Source organism: Sphingobacterium sp. E70 (assembly GCF_019285695.1).
Taxonomy (GTDB): domain Bacteria; phylum Bacteroidota; class Bacteroidia; order Sphingobacteriales; family Sphingobacteriaceae; genus Sphingobacterium; species Sphingobacterium detergens.
This window is the reverse complement of record NZ_CP079104.1, coordinates 1,614,705-1,629,608: the sequence shown is the minus strand read 5'-3', so window position 1 is coordinate 1,629,608 and position 14,904 is coordinate 1,614,705. Positions and strand designations below refer to the sequence as shown.

Annotated in this window: 24 protein-coding genes and 3 pseudogenes; 16 read left to right on the top strand and 11 right to left on the bottom strand. The window is 42.4% G+C overall.

The features are described from left to right. Positions 1–2 precede the first annotated feature (2 nt). Positions 3–1,025 (top strand): bestrophin family protein, encoded by a 1,023-nt coding sequence (locus KUH03_RS11830; RefSeq protein ID WP_257093555.1) that lies wholly within the window; start codon positions 3–5, stop codon positions 1,023–1,025. Positions 1,026–1,090: 65 nt separating this feature from the next. On the opposite strand, the gene KUH03_RS11825 is transcribed toward KUH03_RS11830, so the two are convergent. Both KUH03_RS11825 and KUH03_RS11820 read right to left on the bottom strand, forming a co-directional pair. After that, positions 1,091–1,285 carry an Lrp/AsnC ligand binding domain-containing protein gene (locus tag KUH03_RS11825; protein WP_257093553.1) on the bottom strand — a complete coding sequence of 65 codons (195 nt, stop codon included), beginning with the start codon at positions 1,283–1,285 and terminating at the stop codon, positions 1,091–1,093. 4 nt (positions 1,286–1,289) lie between these two features. Then, the gene (locus KUH03_RS11820; protein ID WP_257093552.1) at positions 1,290–1,523 is read right to left on the bottom strand and encodes an Lrp/AsnC family transcriptional regulator; all 234 of its coding nucleotides are present in this window, start codon (positions 1,521–1,523) and stop codon (positions 1,290–1,292) included. A 316-nt stretch (positions 1,524–1,839) separates the two neighbouring features. Here KUH03_RS11820 and KUH03_RS11810 point away from each other — a divergent pair. Together KUH03_RS11810 and KUH03_RS11805 are read left to right on the top strand one after the other, a co-directional pair. Beyond that, positions 1,840–2,891, top strand: a pseudogene (locus KUH03_RS11810) (aminotransferase class I/II-fold pyridoxal phosphate-dependent enzyme). Positions 2,892–3,245: 354 nt separating this feature from the next. Beyond that, entirely contained in the window at positions 3,246–3,665 is a 420-nt protein-coding gene (locus KUH03_RS11805) for a DoxX protein (RefSeq protein ID WP_257093548.1), read from the top strand. A gap of 83 nt (positions 3,666–3,748) precedes the next feature. On the opposite strand, the gene KUH03_RS11800 is transcribed toward KUH03_RS11805, so the two are convergent. From KUH03_RS11800 to KUH03_RS11760, 9 genes are all read right to left on the bottom strand, one after another. Continuing rightward, entirely contained in the window at positions 3,749–3,973 is a 225-nt protein-coding gene (locus tag KUH03_RS11800) for a hypothetical protein (RefSeq protein ID WP_257093546.1), read from the bottom strand. Between the two features lie 13 nt (positions 3,974–3,986). After that, complete coding sequence (locus tag KUH03_RS11795; protein WP_257093545.1) at positions 3,987–4,511, bottom strand: hypothetical protein; 525 nt, start codon at positions 4,509–4,511, stop codon at positions 3,987–3,989. 127 nt (positions 4,512–4,638) lie between these two features. Continuing rightward, positions 4,639–4,980 carry a hypothetical protein gene (locus tag KUH03_RS11790; RefSeq protein ID WP_257093543.1) on the bottom strand — a complete coding sequence of 114 codons (342 nt, stop codon included), beginning with the start codon at positions 4,978–4,980 and terminating at the stop codon, positions 4,639–4,641. A gap of 305 nt (positions 4,981–5,285) precedes the next feature. Then, a complete protein-coding gene (locus KUH03_RS11785; RefSeq protein ID WP_257093541.1) occupies positions 5,286–6,182 on the bottom strand; it encodes a cytochrome-c peroxidase in 897 nt (298 codons plus the stop codon). After that, positions 6,179–6,466, bottom strand: coding sequence for a hypothetical protein (locus KUH03_RS11780; protein WP_257093539.1), 288 nt, complete (start codon positions 6,464–6,466; stop codon positions 6,179–6,181). The genes KUH03_RS11785 and KUH03_RS11780 overlap by 4 nt, the downstream gene beginning before the upstream one ends. Then, complete coding sequence (locus KUH03_RS11775) at positions 6,463–7,062, bottom strand: hypothetical protein (RefSeq protein ID WP_257093537.1); 600 nt, start codon at positions 7,060–7,062, stop codon at positions 6,463–6,465. Before KUH03_RS11775 ends, KUH03_RS11780 begins: the two co-directional genes overlap by 4 nt. A gap of 104 nt (positions 7,063–7,166) precedes the next feature. Beyond that, positions 7,167–7,391 carry a hypothetical protein gene (locus tag KUH03_RS11770; protein ID WP_257093536.1) on the bottom strand — a complete coding sequence of 75 codons (225 nt, stop codon included), beginning with the start codon at positions 7,389–7,391 and terminating at the stop codon, positions 7,167–7,169. Between the two features lie 28 nt (positions 7,392–7,419). Further along, positions 7,420–7,881 carry a hypothetical protein gene (locus KUH03_RS11765; RefSeq protein WP_257093534.1) on the bottom strand — a complete coding sequence of 154 codons (462 nt, stop codon included), beginning with the start codon at positions 7,879–7,881 and terminating at the stop codon, positions 7,420–7,422. Positions 7,882–7,913: 32 nt separating this feature from the next. Continuing rightward, positions 7,914–8,648: a hypothetical protein gene (locus KUH03_RS11760; protein WP_257093532.1), complete on the bottom strand. Its 735-nt coding sequence runs from the start codon at positions 8,646–8,648 to the stop codon at positions 7,914–7,916. A gap of 292 nt (positions 8,649–8,940) precedes the next feature. On the opposite strand from KUH03_RS11760, the gene KUH03_RS11755 reads away from it, so the two are divergent. The 13 genes and pseudogenes from KUH03_RS11755 to KUH03_RS11695 all read left to right on the top strand — a co-directional run bounded on the left by KUH03_RS11755 (position 8,941) and on the right by KUH03_RS11695 (position 14,778). Continuing rightward, the gene (locus tag KUH03_RS11755) at positions 8,941–9,519 is read left to right on the top strand and encodes an RNA polymerase sigma factor (RefSeq protein ID WP_257093530.1); all 579 of its coding nucleotides are present in this window, start codon (positions 8,941–8,943) and stop codon (positions 9,517–9,519) included. Positions 9,520–9,585: 66 nt separating this feature from the next. Then, positions 9,586–10,209: a FecR family protein gene (locus KUH03_RS11750; RefSeq protein ID WP_257093527.1), complete on the top strand. Its 624-nt coding sequence runs from the start codon at positions 9,586–9,588 to the stop codon at positions 10,207–10,209. After that, a complete protein-coding gene (locus KUH03_RS11745) occupies positions 10,191–10,403 on the top strand; it encodes a hypothetical protein (protein WP_257093525.1) in 213 nt (70 codons plus the stop codon). The genes KUH03_RS11750 and KUH03_RS11745 overlap by 19 nt, the downstream gene beginning before the upstream one ends. Then, on the top strand, positions 10,403–10,618 hold the full coding sequence (locus KUH03_RS11740; protein WP_257093523.1) for a DUF4974 domain-containing protein: 216 nt from the start codon (positions 10,403–10,405) through the stop codon (positions 10,616–10,618). Before KUH03_RS11745 ends, KUH03_RS11740 begins: the two co-directional genes overlap by 1 nt. A gap of 113 nt (positions 10,619–10,731) precedes the next feature. Beyond that, the gene (locus KUH03_RS11735) at positions 10,732–11,025 is read left to right on the top strand and encodes a hypothetical protein (protein ID WP_257093521.1); all 294 of its coding nucleotides are present in this window, start codon (positions 10,732–10,734) and stop codon (positions 11,023–11,025) included. A gap of 61 nt (positions 11,026–11,086) precedes the next feature. Beyond that, positions 11,087–11,383, top strand: a pseudogene (locus tag KUH03_RS11730) (carboxypeptidase-like regulatory domain-containing protein); the annotation flags it as partial. Next, positions 11,365–12,132, top strand: a complete 768-nt coding sequence (locus KUH03_RS11725) for a TonB-dependent receptor plug domain-containing protein (protein WP_306429733.1) — start codon at positions 11,365–11,367, stop codon at positions 12,130–12,132. The pseudogene KUH03_RS11730 and the gene KUH03_RS11725, both read left to right, overlap by 19 nt. Next, the gene (locus KUH03_RS11720) at positions 12,110–12,832 is read left to right on the top strand and encodes a hypothetical protein (protein WP_257093519.1); all 723 of its coding nucleotides are present in this window, start codon (positions 12,110–12,112) and stop codon (positions 12,830–12,832) included. The genes KUH03_RS11725 and KUH03_RS11720 overlap by 23 nt, the downstream gene beginning before the upstream one ends. After that, entirely contained in the window at positions 12,814–13,041 is a 228-nt protein-coding gene (locus KUH03_RS11715; RefSeq protein ID WP_257093517.1) for a hypothetical protein, read from the top strand. Before KUH03_RS11720 ends, KUH03_RS11715 begins: the two co-directional genes overlap by 19 nt. Next, positions 13,023–13,319, top strand: a pseudogene (locus tag KUH03_RS11710) (hypothetical protein); the annotation flags it as partial. The gene KUH03_RS11715 and the pseudogene KUH03_RS11710, both read left to right, overlap by 19 nt. Beyond that, positions 13,298–14,194 carry a hypothetical protein gene (locus KUH03_RS11705; RefSeq protein WP_257093515.1) on the top strand — a complete coding sequence of 299 codons (897 nt, stop codon included), beginning with the start codon at positions 13,298–13,300 and terminating at the stop codon, positions 14,192–14,194. The pseudogene KUH03_RS11710 and the gene KUH03_RS11705, both read left to right, overlap by 22 nt. Positions 14,195–14,206: 12 nt before the next feature. Then, positions 14,207–14,578, top strand: coding sequence for a hypothetical protein (locus KUH03_RS11700; RefSeq protein WP_257093513.1), 372 nt, complete (start codon positions 14,207–14,209; stop codon positions 14,576–14,578). After that, the gene (locus KUH03_RS11695; protein WP_257093511.1) at positions 14,536–14,778 is read left to right on the top strand and encodes a hypothetical protein; all 243 of its coding nucleotides are present in this window, start codon (positions 14,536–14,538) and stop codon (positions 14,776–14,778) included. Before KUH03_RS11700 ends, KUH03_RS11695 begins: the two co-directional genes overlap by 43 nt. Positions 14,779–14,904: the final 126 nt, after the last annotated feature.

Below are 14,904 nucleotides of genomic sequence, written 5' to 3'. Positions count from 1 at the left end.
TTATGATTACAACAAAGTATTTTAATTACAAACAGATTTTCAACCTTGCTGGTGTCCACTTGATCTGGCTGACAGCTTGGTGTTCCCTCGTTGCTGTGGTCTATTATTTCTTTCAGTGGGAATGGATGATCATTCCTTGGGTTCCTTTAGCACTGATTGGTACAGCAGAAGCTTTTTATGTGGGCTTTAAAAATAACCAAGCTTATGATAGGTTATGGGAGGCACGTAAGATTTGGGGTGGGATCGTCAACTCCAGCCGTTCCTTTGTATCCATGCTTTATGCCTTTAATACCGAACAAGGGGATCAGCAAAATCTGGAAGAAATCAGAAAGAAAATAACCTACCGTCATATTGCCTGGTTGTATCAATTCCGGGAGCAGCTGCTTGTTCCGACGGAATGGGAACACATCAGCCTGAAAAGGCATATTGGCGCACTGAATGTCAAGCGACATAGATTGATCAAAGCAGGTTTTCCGGATTATAGCCGAACACCTATTTTTTTGCATAAATATCTTTCAACGGAGGAGTTTGCGTTGCAATCAAGTTATCGGAACTTTGCAACTTATCTAAATGCCCAACAGGCAAAAGATATCAATGCTTTAAAAAATGATGGGATTATCTCAGATTTTAATCAAACACAATTGCAGGCTTGTCTCAATCAATTTTATGATTTCCAGGGACAGGCCGAACGGATCAAAAAGTTTCCTTCGCCAAGGCAGTTTGCAAGTACAGCATTTGTTTTTAATGTTATTTTGATCATGTTATTGCCCTTAGGGTTGGTCAATGAATTTGCCAAATTGGGGCATTGGGGAATCTGGACAAGTATTCCCTTTTGTGTTGTGATCGGATGGATCTATATCGTGATGGAACTGGTTGGGGATTATACCGAAAACCCTTTCGGCGGACTGATGTTTGATATCCCGATGCTGTCGATCTGTCGGACGATCGAGATCGACTTATTACAGTTGATGGGTGAAGATAATCTTCCAGAGCCAATTGCCTCAAAAAACGGCGTATTGGTTTAATAATCCTCGGTTTTAACAACACATCGTCTTTTCAATGGCAATACCTTCTCGTTTAAACAGCTTGTTTAAACGAGAATGGTCAATGTGTTTTTTACCTCAGCGATCATAAAAGAACTATGTGTACTGGCAATATGCTGTAACGAGGTCAGCTTGCTCAGCATAAAATGTCGGTAGTCTTCCATATCGCGTACACAGATTTTTAAGATATAGTCATAATCTCCACTGACATGAAAGCATTCGGTGACTTCCTGTAAATCCATGACCTCACGTTCGAACTGCTGAATATATTCTTTTTTTGTGCTGTGTGAGCTTGACATGGCAGAGTACCATAAAATCTTTCGAGATCTTCTGCTTATTGAGCAGTGCGACGTATCTGGAGATCACCCCGCTGTTTTCAAGTTTGCGTACACGCTCATAGACCGCCGTAACAGAGAGACCAAGTCTGTGCGAGAGCTCTTTACTGGTCTGCTTGGCATCTTCCTGTAGAAATTGCAGCAATTTTTGTCGATTTCGTCCAGTTGCATAGATTATTTTTTGGTGAAAAGATGTTGAATTTAATCATGTTAGATTTATTGTCTAAAATTGTTTTAAACATTAGATTTATAATCTAATATACTGATAAAGTGTTGTAATAAAACTTAAAATACCTCAATTTTATAGATAAAAATAGAATTGTCTATAAACCAAATTATATTCAGATGGAAGATTTTAATGCAGCAAATGAAATACAGGATTTGCAATATTTTGGCGAATTCGGGGTGTAAATCCGTCGATATCGGATAGTTCAACCTATACCTTTCTGTCGGCCAAAACCATGTTTGATACCTTCGAGGGCAATGCGGATGGCTGTTATCTCTATTCACGACATTCATCACCGATGAATCTGTATCTAGCGCAAGCACTGGCCAAACTGGAAAATACGGCTGCCGCGAATGTAACGGCTTCGGGAATGGGGGCGATAACGACCGTACTTTTACAGCTATGCAAAAGTGGCGACCATATCATTTCCAGCCGTACGATCTATGGGGGACTTATGCTTTTCTGAAAAATTTTCTGCCGCCTTTTCAGATTGAAACAAGTTTTGTTGATATCAGTAATTTCGAAGCGATTGAGCGTGCGATAGGCCCGACTACAAAAATAATCTATTGTGAAAGTGTCAGCAATCCGCTGTTGGAGGTCGCGGATTTAAGAAAACTGTCAGCGCTCTGCAAGAAACATCATTTAAAACTGGTGGTGGATAATACCTTCTCGCCTTTATCCGTTTCGCCGGGACTCCTGGGAGCTGATGTTGTGATCCATAGCCTTACCAAATTTATCAATGGCAGCAGCGATACGGTCGGCGGTGTCTACTGTGGGACACAGGAATTTATCAATGACACCAAAAATGTAAACTCTGGCGCCTGTATGTTGCTGGGGCCAACAATGGACAGTCTGCGTTCGGCCAGTATTCTGAAAAATCTAAGAACACTCCATATCCGCATGAAGCAACATAGTTATAATGCCTTGTATCTGGCTGAACGTTTTGAACGGGATGGACTAAAAGTTTGCTATCCCGGATTATCTTCCCATAGGCACCATGAACTGCTAAAAAGCATGATGCACGCCGAGTATGGCTTTGGCGGTATATTGACTTTGGATGCTGGAACGACGGCAAAGGCCAATGAATTGATGGAAATGATGCAGGTGGAGAATCTTGGCTATCTCGCGGTAAGTCTCGGGTTTTATAAAACCTTATTTTCCTGTTCAGGCAGTTCGACCTCGTCTGAAATTCCGGAGGAAGAACGGGTAAGCATGGGGATATCGGATGGATTGATCCGTTTTCTATTGGGCTGGATCATGATATTGAACGAACCTATCAGCGCATGAAGGTATGTATGATGAAAACCGGAGTTTTAATTTAGAGAAAATATACAATTTTCTTGTTTTTCTATTGGGACTATTTGGCAATTCGGTTGTCACTTAGAGAGTGTGTCACATTTTAATGGAGGGATACACCATATAAATTCTTATTCGTATTAATTGATGTTTAAGGCCGCTCAGTACCCGATGTACTGGCGGCCTTATTATTGTTAGTCAATTGATTTCTTAAACTGGTTTAAGTTGACACGATTATTGTTGTTTTATATTTGATCAAAAAATAAAGCATATGTATAGTCAACTTTTTGTTCGCCTGGCTGTGGCAACAGCCTTTTTATCTGCAGTGGCGGATCGTCTGGGTTTTTGGGAGCACCGGGCACTGCGAATGCTTCCTGGGGAAACTGGGCCAATTTTGTGGCTTATTCCAATCATCTCAATTTTTTTGCACCTGCTGCCATGGGGAATGTGCTGGCCATAGGGGCTACGATACTGGAAGTCATTTTAGCGCTATTGCTGCTAATCGGTTATCGGACACGTTTGGTGGCGCTACTATCGGGTAGCTTGCTGACTATTTTTGCATTGATGATGACTTTGTCTTTTGGTATCAAAGTGACATTTAACTATTCCGTTTGGGTGGGGGCGAGCGCCTGTTTTCTTTTGGGTAGTTTTCGGACCTTTCCCATAAGTGTGGATACTTATTTGGAACGACTCAAAAGAAATAGCGGTAATTTATTTTTTTATTTTTGTAGGGACAATTGGGGTTTTCAACCGTCTTATAGATAGATACTTTTCATAAGTATATGTTTTTCATAAGTTCGTGTTAAAGCCGCAACAAATTCCCCATTTGTGCGGCTTTCTATTTATGCTTACATTTCTTTTAAATTGACTTCTTTCTTCTCGCCATCCTTATCTATGCTAATGCGCTTCTCTATATTTGCTTTGTCAATATAGGAGGATCGCCCGGTACCGTAATTTGTTGTCGATCCGGTATAACCCCAATAGTTGTAATAATTGGTGTAACCCGATACATAGGAGTAATTATAGGAGTTGGAAAAATCAAAGCTGGTCATAATGATATAATTGCCCGGCATGAGCTCCGCAAATTCAAAGTGTCCTCATCATCATAAACCTTGGTGTGTTTGACGGAGTGGCCAAAATCGGGATCCAGTGGAACCTCCGCAACTTTCTTTTGCTTTCGGATTTTTTGTTTACCTCAAGCCATTCTTCGTAGTATGCTGAATTTGGAAAAAGCATAATTTCCGTTCCCTTTGGCGCATATTGTTTTTTCGCCGTATTGACAAGACCAGCCAGCCGCTTGCCGGAGCTGGACCGTGCATAAGCGGTGCCGACGATCACACTGTTACCATTGGATATCTGTTGAACAGCTTGCTCTTTGTTAAATCGGTTTTTGATGGGTTGGTAATCGAGCTCCTCGTTGACGGTAATTTCCCTTACCATTGCCCATAGACATCTCCCGTTGCCATAAACGGCGGTCTTTCTTGTCCACGACATAATTATAGATTGCCCCGTGTTCTCTTCCAATAGCGTGATTAACCAGCTGTCATGTTTGCCTGTTTTCGGCGAGCCATAACTATAGCTTTTGACTTCTTTAATGCTGTAGTATTCCACCTGAACATTGGACTCGTCATTGTAGTAAAACTGCGGAATCCGTGCCTTATAACCGACATCTAGGGAAGTGTACCCATCAGATGGTCTGTCCAGTTGAAGTCGATAAATGGTTCGTTGGATTTTAAATTCAGTTTTTTATCTTTTTAGTCTCTTTGGAATAATAATTACCAGTGATCGTTTCGCCAAAATTGAGATTTAATTTTGTTTTCTTGGTGTCAGCCGCATAGCTGATGGATTTTAGTGTGCTTCCATCCACGACGCTGGTGCGGGCCGTGACCCAAGCATTGTCTTTGGGCGTATAAGAACTTGTCAGGCTCAGTTGATTGTTGGCCGCAACAATATCGTACGTTATTGTACCCTGCTTGTCCCAATTGGTATCTTTGACATAATATACCGTGTAAAGCGATTTCTGAGGCTTTATATACTTGGTGTTGATATCCCGGCTGCCGGGGCAACGATCTTCTGACACAAGGCAACAACCGGAAGCAGGCCCGCTGCTAAAACAAGTGCATATGATTTCATATAAAATATTACGTTAGTTAATGAAAAACAAGTTGGTTTTCCTCGTTTGATTTCTTTATCTAAGGTAGGAAAAAACTTTTTAAAATTTTTCGGCGCAATTGTGGGTTTCAATCGTCATATATAATCCTGATAATCTATACATACTTGAGCCGCATGGAACTCTCCGTTCATGCGGCTTCTTATTGTATCTGAATTCTGATAGGCTCCCGATAGTGTCTTTGCTACCCAGGAGATGATATATTACTTTTTGGATCAATCATCTAAAGCTTTGAGAAAGGCAATAATTTTGGCCGTTTCTTTTGCTGTTAGACCTAATGTATCTGTCGGTAAGGTCTGATTGTCCAGCTTAAAACCAAACTGTTGACCACCGCCTTTGTTGTAAAAATCCATGACCTGTTCTAAGGTGACATAACCACCATTGTGCATATAAGGCGCCGTCTTGCTGCTATTGCGTACTGTCGGTGTTTTAAAGGAATATTGCAATTGGGGTACCGTCTCATGATAGCGTCCTCTGCCGCGGTCGGGATCCAGTTGCTTATTACGATAGTCTACAGCCACGCCCAATACTTCAGATTCGGTCTTGGCATATTCAGGTGGTACCGTCCCGTTAAACAGGGGAACAAAATGACAAGTAGCGCATTTGGCTTTGCCTACAAAGAGGTTAAACCCGGCTTTTTCATCTGCTGTCAGTAGCTGCGACTGACCACGCATATAACGGTCAAAGCGGGAGTTAAATGTGCTTAATGAACGGACAAAACTGGCTAATACATTCTGTACCTGCCAATTTTCAACAGTATCGGTTTTATAAATTTTGTTAAACGCTTTTGTGTAGGTCTTATGCTGATTCAGACGTTTGGCAATTTCCGTCATGGATCCGTGCATCTCATCCCTATTGGTGATGACATCCACGCTTTGCCCTTCCAAATCTTCGCGACGCATATCCCAGAATTGCCCATGTTGATAATTACTATACGAAAGGGAAGGAGTATTGCGGTCCATCTTCGCACCCGATAGGGTACTAGGCACTTTGACCCCATCTGCAAAGGCTTTGTCTGCGTGATGACAGGAAATACAAGAACGGGTTTGATCCCCGGATAAGATATTGTCCCGGAATAATTTGGCGCCCAAAGCAACTTTTTCAGGACTCATTTTTTGTCGCTCTGAGGAACAAAGAAATCGGGATTAAAGGCATCCTTGCTAAAAAGATTGGATGCATCGGGCGAGATAGGATGATTGACCTGCAAGGATGGGATACCTTCGGATTTTCGAAATTGATGCAGTGCATCAGAAATTTTATTCAAATGTTGATCCATCAAACCGAGGTAATCAAATTGGTTCCGATCTGCACTCTTGCCCAATATCGTATTGGTTGTTTTAATTAAGCCTAAGATGTTTTCGATCTCGCCAGGATGATTGACCTGTCCTTTGATCATACGCAATACATCAGCGACACCATCGAGGGCATGAGTCGATTCGACGAGACCTTTCCCCGAGATGGGGTATCAAAACCTGTAACGCCTAATGTCGTGATCCGGAATACCTCATTGCGTAATGATTCCATGAGCTGTGGCAATGATAAGGTATTGACCTCAAAATAAGTATTGATCGCTAGGGATTTGTTTTTTAGCTTCTTTAAAAATCGAATAATCTGTTGTTTTTCTTCCTTTTGATAACTTGGATAGAAATATTCCTCCAAAGTTTGCAAACCTTCAGCTTCGATGACGGCATTTTCTTCCAGTTCGATTTCGTCCAGGTTGGGACCATTCAAAAAACGGGCGGTCTCGGGCATAAAATAGCCAACTGCCCATTCCATAGTTTTATAGGTGAGCCGCAACTGATCAAATCCTTGTTGCAACTGTTGGTCGCTACTATTGTTTTCGACGTTGGCGATCTGTTGGTCAATCTGTTTATCAAAAGCGGTATTGATCTTTAACACCTGTTGTCTGATTGCTGGCAAATCTTGGGGATCTGTCTCCTGATTTCCCTTACACATGATAGCCAATAATACAATTGCTATCAGACCGCTCACAAGCCAATATTTCATTTATTTTTATGTTTGAATAAAATAACAATAAGGGTATCCTCTCGCTATGAAAGAATACCCTTTTGAGTTTTAGTATTGATTTTTTTAAATTATCGTTGTACGTTACGGATAAGAACGACCTGACCACCTTCCTTGTTGGTAACCGCACCAGATCCATCCGCGTTGGCAAATTTATCATTCTGCCAAGTGTGAGAGTGGATATTGACAGCAAAGGTATTTGGAATGCCAACCAATTTGGAAACATCTGTCATCGCTCCAAATTCCCAAGAGCCAAATTTCTGCAGGTTGCCGCTTTGGTTATAAGCTTTTGCCAATCTTGGTTGTTGCGCTCATGTTTCATGTTTAACCAAGGTTTGTAGGTCTTGGTCGCCATATTGTATTGCCAGATATAAGAATCGTGTTTGGCATCAGTATAATAGAGTCACCGTCTTCCTGGATATAGACGAAGTTTTCAGTCACACATAGGTTGTCCGGATTGATCAGGTTATTTCCCGGATCGGAATCTCCCTCCGCTATAACTTCTAATTTACCCTTCAACATATCTTTAGCGTCCATATTCAGTTTATAGACGCGGCCCCACATTGTTAACCCTTCTGTTGGGGTCTTGCCATCACTTGATTGCCCAGTTGCGGTAAAATAGACTTCACGTCCATTACCAGCACCTTTACGGTAATCCACATCTTCTACCCGAGAGAAACGGATGGCTTTGTTGTCTATGTTTGCCTGGTTGATTTCTTTACCAGTTTTATTTTTGGCATTTGGAATTTCGACAAACTCGACATCATAAGAACTACCCTTTTTCATATTCGTTTCGGTATAGTCATTATTGCTACGCTTTAGGGCGTATAGCTTGCCATTATCCAAGTCACCTCACCTTGTTGATCAGCGACGTATAGGATCAATTGACCAGCAGATTGATGGCTTGAACCGTAAGATTGATCTTCTCCGATCAGGATATAAGTCTTGCCATTGGATACATCTTTAGGTAGAGGAACCGCATTTTCCATGGAAGCTTTACCTAAAGCCGGCTTAACACGGTTTTTGTCTGAGCGTTGCGCTACAGATCCCAGTGGATCCAGCTTGTGAACCATACTCTCTTCGCCAGATTCTCCAGCTGTTAGGAAAGCGGAAAACCCATGCTCCTCAGGTGTGGCAAGTGTAGCCGAACACAGTCTGGTGCTACCACCGGTACCATCCATGATATATTCGCCTTTAATAGGTTTGAAGTTTTTATCAAGATAAACACGGGATACCGATTGCGTGATTTCGTGGTTACTGATCATCAGGAAACCATCTGATTTGTCATCCTTCATAAATCCAGCACCATCAGGTTGACCAGCGAATACGAATTCAGGACTGCCGGATAATTTATCTGAACTTGAGATCAGGGTGGTGATCTTTAAATTTTCAAAACCGGGCATACCAAAGACAAAAGCAGGTTCTTTTGAATAGTTTTCTAAATTTTCCACCGGCGGATTCTCTCCACCATCTCCGATTTTGTCGTTGTCTTTACAGCCAGCTATTGCCACTGACAATAGTAAACTCAGGATTGTAATTTGGTTTCTTCTCATACCGCAAAGGTATTCTAGCGATATTAGCTGTATATTAACTCTATTTTAAATAAACAATTTATCTTTTGTCTATACTTTTTAGTTTAATTTATCTGTTTGGATAGGTTGTTCTAGTGTACTTTAATCTATTTAATTTAATCAGTTATTTTATTCGCATACAGGAACTTGAGTTCGCTATTTTTTTAAAGGTAGCTGTCTTAAAAGAGGTTTTAGAAATTGCTTTCTAAGTTTTTTTTTCTATACTTGGAAATTATAAATTCTAAACAAGTACCTTTTAACGAAAAACCTAGCTGTGAACAGAGACGATGTTGAACTGATTGAGGCGATTAATAATGCCGATCCCATTGCTTTTAAAAGGCTGTTTGACACGTATTGGAAAAAAATCTATCGGACAGCCCTGCAAAAACTACCTACAGAAGAAGATGCATCTGACATTACACAAGATGTCTTTTACATTATTTGGAAAAATCGCGCTGGCTGGCAAGTGAAAAGCAATATCGCTGCTTACTTGATGTCCATGCTGCGTCATAAAATATACGATTTCTATGCCCAACGGGATCGACTCCCCATCTTTGTCCCCATTAATGAACAGGAGGAATACTGGGACTATAGTTTTCAAGAGGGGGAAAAGCAGGATTTTGCCGCCGAAAATCAGCAGGTAAGAAAGGAAATTGATGCTATGCCCGAAAAAATGCGTGAAATATTTCTGCTCAGCCGATTTGAAAACCTATCTGCCCAACAGATTGCAGACAAATTGGGAATTAGTGTACAGACTGTGAGAAACCAAATTTCTACTGCTTTAAAGCGTATTAAGAACCGTTTTGGTGATAAGGCTACCTGGCTCTTATTCCTGTTTTTTATCAAATTTTAATTTTTTTTTTTTTATATAGTATGTTTTTGAAAAAGGACAGACTATATAAGTGGAAATAAAAATTTGATGATGCATTTTCTATCCAATAAACCAAATAAGAATAAACAGAACGATATCTGGAAGGGGATTGTCCGTAAAGCGGAGCTAGATAACGACTATAGTCTGTCAGCGGTTAATACGGTTGTAAAGACTGTTCCGATCTATCGGAATCCCTGGGCGGTCAGTGCCGCAGCTATTGTCTTGTTGCTGTTGGGCTCGCTATGGAAATTGTGGCTGCATTCATCCACCTCTTTTATGGACGAGAAGGAGCTCAAAGCAACCTATGTGGATGCTAGTTCATCGTCAAAACTCATTCTATCTACAGGTGATACCGTTTTATTGGATGGTGCGCGCCCATTGGATAGCAATTTGTCTCAATTGGCGCACAACGCCAGTTCACTGGATTTTAGAAAACTAGATCATACGAAACTGCAGGGGCAGCTTCAAACCCTTCAAACTGGACGCGGAAAGCAATTACATGTGACATTGTCTGATGGTTCAGAGGTGTGGCTGAATGCATCTTCGCAACTGAAATTTCCAGCACATTTTGAAGGGGCTGAGCGCCCAGTTTCGGTAACTGGTGAGGCTTACTTTGAGGTGGCGCACAACAAAAATCTCCGTTTATCGTCACGATGGGACAACAGCAGGTGAAGGTATTGGGAACGCATTTTAATACCCGAGGGTATCACAATGAGCGAAGCAAGACCGTCACTTTATTGGAGGGCGCTGTGGCGGTGCGCGATAGCAGACGAAAAGATGCGCCAACGGTACTGAAACCAGCCGAACAGTATGTGTCAGATGGGCAAGTGGGGCTGTTCATACATTGGCTAATCCGGAATCGGTAGTGGCTTGGCGTAATGGCGAATTCTACTTTGAAGATGCTGACGCACTCACAATCGTCAGGGAGCTTGAGCGCTGGTATCCAGTGTCTATAGGCTTAAAACAGCAGGATACTACGAAGAAAATCTCAGGAAGGATCAAGCGAACGGACTCCATGAAAGAAGTCGTGGAAATGCTGCGGTTTTTTGATATTGAGATTACGGTCACGAAAAACGAATAAGCAACAAAAGCAAACTAATCAATTTTCTAATATTTAACCTAAAACATTATGAAACACCATTTCATGAAGTATAGGCGTGTGAAATCCATTTTGCTCGGGGAGGCGTATGGCTTTTGATACTTTCACCGCTTGGAGGGCTAAAGGCACAGATCAATATCGCCGCCAAACAAAAATCGCTGATAAGCGTCTTCCGTCAGGTCGAGAAACAGAGCAAGTATGTATTTCTCTACGACAAGGCCGTGGAAAACAGTCCTGCGATTTCCTTTGACTGTGCCAACTGTTCGATAGAACGGGTTATTCAGCTACTTGAACAGCAGACGAAATTGGAATTTAAGATTTCGGGACAGCAGGTTTTGGTGAAGAAAAGAACGACGAAAGGAACCGGGAAACAAAAGCAGCAGCGTTAACCTTGCAGGCAGCACAAAAAGATACCATTCAAGGGAAGGTGGTTGACGAACGGGCAATCCTGTTGTGGGAGCGACCCTGCTGATCAAAGGTACCAGGATCGGTACTGCCACTGATCGTACGGGGACTTTTAAGTTGCTCCGCCCTGCTGATGGGCAGCAGGTGCTCTGTAATTGCCTGGGCTATCACCCCGAAGAAATCCATGTCGCTGGACAGACAACATTGATGCTGACTTTGCGTGTCAAAGCACAACAGCTCGATGATGTGGTCATCTCCACAGGCTTTCAAAAACGTGAACGCAATAAACTGATCGGAAATATTTCCTCCATCAAGGGGAAGATCTGCAGGCATCGGGGATAACGACCGTAGACAAGGCCCTGCGTGGAAAACTGACCGGTGTCTATGTTCGTTCCAATTCGGGCAGGCCGGGCGAAGCTGGATCAATTATCATTCGCGGGAGTAATACCATGACCGGGAGCAGTGAGCCGCTGATCATCCTGGATGGTATGCCGCTACAGAACGGTGGGGTTGCTGGAACAGATAAAACAAGTTCTAATATCAATAGCTTGCTGACCAACGGGATCGGAAATATTCCGCCGGAAGACATCGCCAGCATCGATATTCTACGAGATGCGACCGCAGCTTCTATCTACGGTGCCCGCGCGGCCAACGGTGTGATTGTGATCACGACCAAACGTGGGGAAGCTGGCAAGGATTATATCAATTATAGCACCAAGCAGTCCTTGAATATGCAGCCGGGCAATGCATTCAATTTTATGAATTCGGCAGAAAAGCTGGCCTTCGAAACCCAATTGTACAAAGATTTTCATCCGGTCTATGGTGGACGTGCCAACCAATTGCTGCTGCAAGTGGATAATGGCGCTATTTCAGCAGCGGAAGCACAACAGCAAATCAACCAACTGTCAATGATCAATACAGACTGGATCAATGTACTATACAATCCGGCCTATCAGCAATCTCATAATATTGCCATGAGTGGTGGAAGTACGAAACTCCAGTACAATGTCTCGTTGAACTATCAGGATGCCAATGGTACACTGATGGAAAATAACAACAAACAAGGGGATGAATGTCAAACTGACGCGTAATATCAACGATAAACTATTGGTCGATTTTAATCTGTATTCTACGATCAAGAAAAATAAGGAGGGGCAATCGGCCATGGATCCCTTCCGTTATGCGCTATTTGCCAATCCGTATGAACGACCTTATCAGGAAGATGGCTCGTATGCCTGGGATAAGACCTATCGGGATTTAAGTGGTAAAGTTGGTGAAACGGCCTATTTAAATTATGAGACTTTCAATATCATCAAAGAACTGCGGGAAAATACGTTGACCACGGATTATGCCAATGTACGGAGTCAGTTTGGACTGGAATGGAAGTTTTTAAATGGATTCCAATACCGTGGATCCGCTGTTGTGAATTATACCAATGTATCTACTGCGGATGAATCCCGTGCGGGTACCTACCGTTCCTTTGCTCAAAACTGGTTAAATGTGGCCCGGACGAGTGGATCTGGAGTATTACCGAAATTTAACTATGGCTTTTTGGAGGAAAATTCAGGCAGAACCCTCGATTACACGGTCCGGAATACCATCGAGTATAACAAGACTTTCGCAGACAAGCATTATGTACAGGCTTTTTTGCCAATGAGGTCTCCGAGCGGACAAACAATCGTTTCTTTCACTACAATCCCATTTATTTGCAGGACTACCGTATGGCGGGTTATCCTTCCTGGGATGATGTGCCACCAGCGAACTATAAGAAATTGGATCTGTCACGCTTAGGCGGTACGTATTATGAAAAAGATCGCTCGGTATCCTTTATCAGTTCCGCAACCTATAGTTATGCAAATCGTTATGTCTTTAATGCGAATTTCCGTTCGGACGGTGTGGATATCATTGGTTCAAAAATCAGTTTACACCACTCTGGTCGGTTGGAGCCAAATGGAACGGACATGAAGAGAAGTTTGTCAAGGAACAACTGCCCTGGTTGAACCGATTTGTACTCTCGGCAGGTTTTGGTTATACAGGCAGTATCAACCGTTCGGTCTATCCCTTCCATACCTATACCCTCAGCGCATTGGTCTATGATGATGTCGTAAAAGCACAAGCGTTTAAATACGGTAATCCTGTATTGAAATGGGAAAAGAAGCGAGATATAAATTATGGTGTCCAGATATCTGTCTTGAATAGCCGTCTGAATATCGAAGCCAACTATTACGATAATCGGGTGACCGATCTCTTGACAATGTGGTATTGCCAGTATCGGTAGGGCGTACGAGTTCTGTCGTGAATGCGGGAATACTTTCCAATAAAGGCTGGGAACTTTCGGCACGTGTGGAATTGCTCAAAAAGACAGACTGGCTCTGGGAGGTTGGCGGAAATCTGACGACAGTCAAAAATAACCTCGATAAGGTGTATTATAAGAAAGAACCGACAGTGTCTAATCTAACACCACAAAATGTAGAGAATTATGCGATGCGTTCTTGGTTTGGCTATAAATATGACCACATCGATCCGAATAATGGACACATGATGGTGAAGGCCCAACGTCTGGATGCGGCCGGAAATATCAACGGCGAGGAAATTATTGATCTTTCAAAAATATCGTCGGCAGATCTACAGAGTAAGTACCGGACATACTATCTGGGACAGCAGGACCCTAAACTATATGGCGGCTTCAATACACGCTTGCGGTATAAAAGCATGACGTTCTCAACAAACTTTGTGTTTGCGGACGGTAATATGATCAAGGGATTTCAGGATCGTCGGGAGGGACCGAGTGGGATGACAGATGATGTGACAGCTGGACGTACAAACCGTCTCAAGGAACAGCAATATCGCTGGCGTCAGTATGGTGATGTGACGGATATCCCTTATTATTCACCGACAGCTTCAAATTATGTTAATTACCTCATCGATAGGGATGTTGAATCAGGGATGTATATCAAATGTACCGAAATCGGTGTCAACTGGCGCGCAAATCCAGCAGTGCTCAAAAAACTGATCAAACAGCTGCAGATCGGCGTATTTGCCAATAACCTATTTACGATTTCACCTTATTCAGGTTCGGATCCGGAGACACAGATGGCTTTTGGTTATCCAACCACACCGAGTTATTCATTTTCGTTAAATATTGGATTTTAATAGCTATTAAAGATGAAAAAGATAGTAATCTATATCGCATTGTGCTGTACATTAATCAATAAAGGTTGTAAGGACTTCTTGGATCTGCCACCGAAAAACCAACGGGCGGTAACAACCCTGGACGACGTAAAATCTGTATTGGCTGGTTATCTGGATATGTTTGCACGGTCAAACACCAGTCCAATTGTTGGGCAGGCTCCAATTATGAACGAAGCACAAAATATGATGTTTGAGGCCTATGCGGACAATTTCGATTTTGCTGGTAATATGGGGCAGTATATCAATCCAAAAACATCCACGGTATCGAAAAATTGTATGCTAATAAGTTACTTTTTAACGATATGGAGACCTCGGATAATATCTGGAACAACTATTATGCTGTGATCGGGTTTCTAAATGCATTGATCGATCAGTCGGACGAATTAACGCAGGGTGATCCGAGTGAACTGAAACGCGTAAAAGGGAGATGCTGGTACATCGGGCCTACTATATCTTCAAACTGCAGCAATATTTCGCACCTATGGATAAGGAAGACCGGGAATTCCCTTGTATCTGCATACAGGAAAAGAGGTGGTAGGTATTGAAATGAAGAGGTGGAAATCGGCTGATGTATACAAAGTCGTTATTGACGATCTGAAACAGGCTTTGGCCTTCTACCAATCGGAAGGAGGGAACCCTGGTTACAGTCGCTTTTCAATGGTCGTTTTATC

Excerpts from the sequence above, each read along its gene's own strand:
- KUH03_RS11830 (WP_257093555.1), top strand. The coding sequence starts at position 3 with ATGATTACAACAAAGTATTTTAATTACAAACAGATTTTCAACCTTGCT.
- KUH03_RS11825 (WP_257093553.1), bottom strand. The coding sequence starts at position 1,285 with ATGGATTTACAGGAAGTCACCGAATGCTTTCATGTCAGTGGAGATTAT.
- KUH03_RS11800 (WP_257093546.1), bottom strand. The coding sequence starts at position 3,973 with ATGCCGGGCAATTATATCATTATGACCAGCTTTGATTTTTCCAACTCC.
- KUH03_RS11785 (WP_257093541.1), bottom strand. The coding sequence starts at position 6,182 with ATGAGTCCTGAAAAAGTTGCTTTGGGCGCCAAATTATTCCGGGACAAT.
- KUH03_RS11780 (WP_257093539.1), bottom strand. The coding sequence starts at position 6,466 with ATGATCAAAGGACAGGTCAATCATCCTGGCGAGATCGAAAACATCTTA.
- KUH03_RS11765 (WP_257093534.1), bottom strand. The coding sequence starts at position 7,881 with ATGAAAAAGGGTAGTTCTTATGATGTCGAGTTTGTCGAAATTCCAAAT.
- KUH03_RS11760 (WP_257093532.1), bottom strand. The coding sequence starts at position 8,648 with ATGAGAAGAAACCAAATTACAATCCTGAGTTTACTATTGTCAGTGGCA.
- KUH03_RS11750 (WP_257093527.1), top strand. The coding sequence starts at position 9,586 with ATGATGCATTTTCTATCCAATAAACCAAATAAGAATAAACAGAACGAT.
- KUH03_RS11745 (WP_257093525.1), top strand. The coding sequence starts at position 10,191 with ATGGGACAACAGCAGGTGAAGGTATTGGGAACGCATTTTAATACCCGA.
- KUH03_RS11720 (WP_257093519.1), top strand. The coding sequence starts at position 12,110 with ATGAATGTCAAACTGACGCGTAATATCAACGATAAACTATTGGTCGAT.
- KUH03_RS11700 (WP_257093513.1), top strand. The coding sequence starts at position 14,207 with ATGAAAAAGATAGTAATCTATATCGCATTGTGCTGTACATTAATCAAT.
- KUH03_RS11695 (WP_257093511.1), top strand. The coding sequence starts at position 14,536 with ATGGAGACCTCGGATAATATCTGGAACAACTATTATGCTGTGATCGGG.